This window comes from Phenylobacterium sp. (genome assembly GCF_020253645.1).
In the GTDB taxonomy this organism is placed as follows: domain Bacteria; phylum Pseudomonadota; class Alphaproteobacteria; order Caulobacterales; family Caulobacteraceae; genus Phenylobacterium.
Genome location: NZ_JADCBG010000067.1, coordinates 1 through 3,398, shown reverse-complemented (window position 1 = coordinate 3,398; position 3,398 = coordinate 1). Strand labels below are relative to the sequence as shown.

The 3,398-nt window shown below is 70.3% G+C and carries 4 protein-coding genes; 3 read left to right on the top strand and 1 reads right to left on the bottom strand.

Going from position 1 to position 3,398, the window contains the following annotated elements:
- Positions 1-325 (bottom strand): MoxR family ATPase (locus INE98_RS05140; protein WP_293537127.1); only part of this gene is annotated, 325 nt, incomplete at its 3' end.
- 151 nt (positions 326-476) lie between these two features.
- On the opposite strand from INE98_RS05140, the gene INE98_RS05135 reads away from it, so the two are divergent.
- From INE98_RS05135 to INE98_RS05125, 3 genes are all read left to right on the top strand, one after another.
- Positions 477-1,100, top strand: a complete 624-nt coding sequence (locus tag INE98_RS05135) for a glutathione S-transferase family protein (RefSeq protein ID WP_293537125.1) — start codon at positions 477-479, stop codon at positions 1,098-1,100.
- Positions 1,101-1,140: 40 nt separating this feature from the next.
- Positions 1,141-2,349 (top strand): acyl-CoA dehydrogenase family protein, encoded by a 1,209-nt coding sequence (locus INE98_RS05130; RefSeq protein ID WP_293537123.1) that lies wholly within the window; start codon positions 1,141-1,143, stop codon positions 2,347-2,349.
- A gap of 13 nt (positions 2,350-2,362) precedes the next feature.
- Positions 2,363-3,398 (top strand): acyl-CoA dehydrogenase family protein (locus tag INE98_RS05125; RefSeq protein WP_293537122.1); only part of this gene is annotated, 1,036 nt, incomplete at its 3' end.

Below are 3,398 nucleotides of genomic sequence, written 5' to 3'. Positions count from 1 at the left end.
TCAGGATCTGGGTGTAGAGGAGCTGCTTGCCGTACTTCCACTCGTAGAGGGCCTTGGACTCGTCCAGGCCCTCGTAGCACTGCATCCGGATCAGGGGCTGGTCGAGGCCCTGGGCCACGGAACGGGCGAGGTCGGTCTTGCCGACCCCGGCGGGCCCTTCGATCAGGACCGGCTTGCGCAGGTGGTGGGCCAGGTAGACGGCGGTGGCGATCTCCGGGGTGGCGATGTAGCCGGATCCCGCCAGCATGGACATCACCGCCTCCACCGAGGCCAGTCCCGCCGGCGTCTCCGCGCCCTTCGGCGCGCCCGTCGCCACTTCCGTCATCGCAACTCCCCGCCCGCTGGCCGCGGGTCCTGCTTGTTCCGTCAGGGGGCGAGCATTACCGGACAGATCGGCCCAGACCAACCGTCATCCCTTCCTTGCCGCCGAAATTTGAATAAGCTGTATGGAACGACCTCAGAGTCCGGGGAGGCCCATGAAGCTCTATCACTGCGCCGACGCCCGTTCCCTCCGCCCGCTCTGGGCGCTGGAGGAGCTGGGCGCCGAATATGAGCTGGTCAACATGGCCTTCCCGCCCCGCGCGTCCTATCCCGGCTACCTCTCGATCAATCCCCTCGGTACGGTGCCGGCCTTCGTGGACGGCGACCTGACCCTCACGGAATCCACGGGCATCTGCCACTACCTCGGCGAGAAGTTCGCGCCCACCGACCTGAGGGTGGACCCCTCCGAGCCGGCCTATGGCGAGTACCTCAACTGGATGTACCGCAGCGACGCCACCCTGACCTTCCCTCAGACCATCGTGCTCCGCTACACGCGCCTGGAGCCGAAGGAGCGCCGGCTGCCCCAGGCCGCCGAGGACTACACCGTCTGGTACCTGTCGCGCCTGCGCAGCGTGGAGTCCGCCCTCGAGGACCGGGAATTCCTTTGCGCCGGCCGCTTCACCATGGCCGACATCGCCGTGCACTACGCCCTCTTCCTGGGCGAGACCCTGGGCCTGGCGGAGCGCTACAAGCCCCGCTGCCGCGACTATCTCGCGCGGCTGAAGGAGCGTCCGGCCTTTCGCCGGGCCCGCGAGAAGCAGGCCGTGCAGGCCGGCTGAGCGGAGACAGTGAGGGGGCCCGGCCCCCGGGAGCAGGATCATGAGTGAAGTTGACCCAAAAGACCTCGCCGCCTTCGCCGAGCAGGCGGACGCCTGGTTCGCCGAGAACGTCGTGCGCGACCCCGGCTTCATGCTGCCCCTGACCTTCATGGAGGTGGGGACGGACCCGCAGTTCCACTTCCTGCGCGACTGGCAGAACAGGGTCTGGGAGGCCGGCTACCTCGGCGCCGCCTGGCCGAAGGCCTATGGCGGCGGGGGCCTTCCCCAGGCCTTCCAGGCCGCCGCCACCCGCGCCATGCGCAAGCACCACGGCCCGATCATGCTGAACGCCATCGGCCTCAACTGGGCGGGCCCCCTCATCCTCGAGATGGGGACCGAGGCGCAGAAGGCGGCCTACCTGAAGGGCATCCTCTCGGCCGAGGACATCTGGTGCCAGGGCTTCTCCGAGCCCGGCCACGGCTCCGACCTGGGCTCGGCCCAGACCCGGGCGGTGCGCAAGGGCGACCACTATGTCGTCAACGGCTCGAAGATCTGGACCACCCTCGGGCGGTACGCGAAGTACATGATCCTGCTCGCCCGGACCGATCCCTCCACCGAGCGCAAGTATGACGGCCTGAGCTTCTTCCTCATGCCCATGAAGGCGCCGGGGATCGAGACCGTCCCGATCCGCAAGCTGACCGGCGAGCACGGCTTCACCCAGACCTTCTTCACCGACGCCAAGGCCCCGGCCGAGGGACTGGTCGGCCCCGAGGGCGGCGGGTGGAAGGTGGCCATGCGCACCCTGGAGTACGAGCGCGGCGCCCGGGGCGGGCAGGCCGGCGGCTATGTCTCGGTGGGCGCCAACGCCTTCGACGTCTTCGATCTGGCCCGGCGCACCCGTCGAGGCGGCCGCCCGGTCCTGGATGACCCGATCGTGGCCGACGAGATGGTCGGCTTCCTGATGGAGATCCAGGCCCTCCAGCTCAATGGCCAGCGCACCCAGGTGCCCCAGCTCATCGCCGACCGGCCCCAGGGCATCCCCCTGGCCTCGAAGCTGATGGGCACCGAGATGTCCCGGCGGCTCAACGACTTCGCTGTCCGCCTGACCGGCGCCCGCGGCGCCTACTATGTCGACGACCCGGACGCGGTGGACAACGGCCTGTGGGCGCGGAACTACCTGAATTCCTTCTCGGCCACGATCGGCGGGGGCACCTCGCAGATCCAGGCCAACATTGTCGGCGAGCACGTGCTCGGCCTGCCGAAGTCCTGAGGAGGCGCGCCCGATGAAGGACCTGGGACGGATCGGATTCTCGGAGGACCAGGCGACCCTCCTGGAGGTCGCCACGGACTTCTGCCAGCGCCGCTCGCCGGTGGCGACCGTGCGCCGCCTGATGGAGAACGAGCTGGGCCACGACCCGGCGGTCTGGGCCGAGATGGGCGACCTGGGCTGGCTCGGCGTGGCCATCCCCGAGGCCTATGGCGGCTCGGGCCTTGGCCTGGCCGAGGTGGTTCCCCTGGTCGAGCAGATGGGCCGGCGCCTCATGGCCGGACCCTTCGTCTCCACCACCCTGGCGGCGCAGGCCCTGCTGGCGGCGGGGACCGAGGCCCAGAAGCTGGAGCACCTGCCGCGCATCGCCGACGGCGAGCCCGCGACCCTGGCCCTGGGCGAGCCCGACACCGACTGGGAGCCAGACAGCATCGCCGCGACGGCCGCGCGGTCCGCTGACGGGCGCCTCGCCCTCTCCGGCCGCAAGGTGCTGGTCACCGACGCCGGGATCGCCCGCCGGCTCATCGTCGCCGTGCGGCTGGACGGGGCCCCGGCCCTTGTCCTGCTGACTCCGGAAGACCTGCCCGAGGGGGCCCTGCGCCGCGAGACGGTGATCGACGAGACCCGCCGGTCCTTCAGCCTGGCCCTCGACGGAATCACCGTCGCCGCGGATCGCCTGCTGGACCCGGAGCGCGCCGGGGCGGCCCTGGAGCACCTGCACCTGGCCGCCAACCTGCTCGCCGCCGCCGACATGGTGGGCGGGACCCAGGCCTGCATCGACTACACCCTGGACTACCTGCGCACCCGCACCCAGTTCGGCAAGGTGATCGGCGCCTACCAGGCGCTGAAGCACCCCATCGTCGACGCCTACACCCGCTACGAGCAGGCCCGGTCACACCTCTACAGCGCCGCCCACTGCTTCAACGAGCAGGGAACCGGCGAGATCGCCGTGCGCATGGCCAAGGCGGCGGCGGACGTCGCCTACAGCTTCGCCGCCGACCGGGCGATCCAGTTCCACGGCGGATTCGGCTTCACCTGGGACTGCGACGCCC

Bases quoted from the DNA above. Each gene is read 5' to 3' on its own strand.
- INE98_RS05130 (WP_293537123.1), top strand. From the start codon at position 1,141: ATGAGTGAAGTTGACCCAAAAGACCTCGCCGCCTTCGCCGAGCAGGCG.
- INE98_RS05135 (WP_293537125.1), top strand. From the start codon at position 477: ATGAAGCTCTATCACTGCGCCGACGCCCGTTCCCTCCGCCCGCTCTGG.